This is a genomic window from Borrelia persica No12 (genome assembly GCF_000500045.1).
Classification (GTDB): Bacteria; Spirochaetota; Spirochaetia; order Borreliales; family Borreliaceae; genus Borrelia; species Borrelia persica.
Window position 1 is genome coordinate 1 of record NZ_AYOT01000216.1, and the last position, 1,008, is coordinate 1,008.

The 1,008-nt window shown below is 32.9% G+C and carries 1 protein-coding gene and 2 pseudogenes; all 3 read left to right on the forward strand.

The genetic code is table 11. The annotated features are described in order from the left end of the window. Nucleotides 1-182: pseudogene (locus U881_RS11170) on the forward strand (terminase); the annotation flags it as partial. Further along, a complete protein-coding gene (locus U881_RS0107595) occupies nucleotides 175-696 on the forward strand; it encodes a structural cement protein Gp24 (protein WP_024652909.1) in 522 nt (173 codons plus the stop codon). The pseudogene U881_RS11170 and the gene U881_RS0107595, both read left to right, overlap by 8 nt. A gap of 20 nt (nucleotides 697-716) precedes the next feature. Further along, nucleotides 717-1,008: pseudogene (locus U881_RS0107600) on the forward strand (hypothetical protein); the annotation flags it as partial.

Sequence of the window (1,008 nt, forward strand, 5' to 3'; positions counted from 1 at the left end):
ACGAAGCTGGAGATCTTGATGCACAGATTGAAAATATAAGTTTCCTTGTACAACAACTTACAGCTTACAAGCAAATGGTCAACGCACGTAGTAAGTATGTTGTACAGACTGTAAATAATACTATTCCAATGAGGCATTATAAGAGCAAAATTTTTGTTAACAGTGGGGCTACACATGCATAAGTTTGATTTAACTAATTCAGAAAAAAGTTTTTTACCAGGACTTGAACACAAGTGTGGAATTCATGAGACTGAGACTGCGATAGTTGATGTTGGGTCAGATCCTATAGCTCCTGGTGACCTAGTCATATCTAGTAAATCATCTAGTATGGGAGATATTGTAGTAAAAAAAGCAACGTCTAGTACTACAAACACTGATGTTGTTCGTGGATTTGCTATGAGAAAGACCTACATATCTTCATATGAAACAGCAAATTATTTGCCAGGCGAGGTTGTTCCTATTAGAAGACGTGGTGAAGTGGTAATAACTGTTGATTCATCATATTCAAATCCTAAAATTGGGCATTATGTATTTTTTAAGGATGGAAAACTTGTTCAAGATAAAGATGGAAAAGGTGGAGTTCAGGTTGGTAGAATCAAGGATATAAGTCTTAGTACTTCAAGTAAGGTTGTGTTGTTAGATATTCAAATTAGTCATGAATATGATTCTAGTGGTAATAGGAAATTTTCTTCATAAACGTAAGGAGGATTATATATATGAGTAGAAATATTTTGATAGAATCTAGTGGTACTTATCATGGAGATATTTTAAAGCTTGCAAAAAATGGACTTGAAGATTTATTACCTTATAAGGTAATAAGTAAAAATGAACTCAGAGATGGGTATTATGTGGTTCGTAAGGGAATTTCAACTTATAATGTTACTTCAGGTTTTGGTGATTATAGTAATGAAATTGGTTCAAGTTCTGACTTAATAGAAGAAATTGCATACAAAATGCACAAATTTGAAACAACTAGACGTATTTCACAAGATGATTTGATACATGGTA

Excerpts from the sequence above, each read along its gene's own strand:
- U881_RS0107595 (WP_024652909.1), top strand. The coding sequence starts at position 175 with ATGCATAAGTTTGATTTAACTAATTCAGAAAAAAGTTTTTTACCAGGA.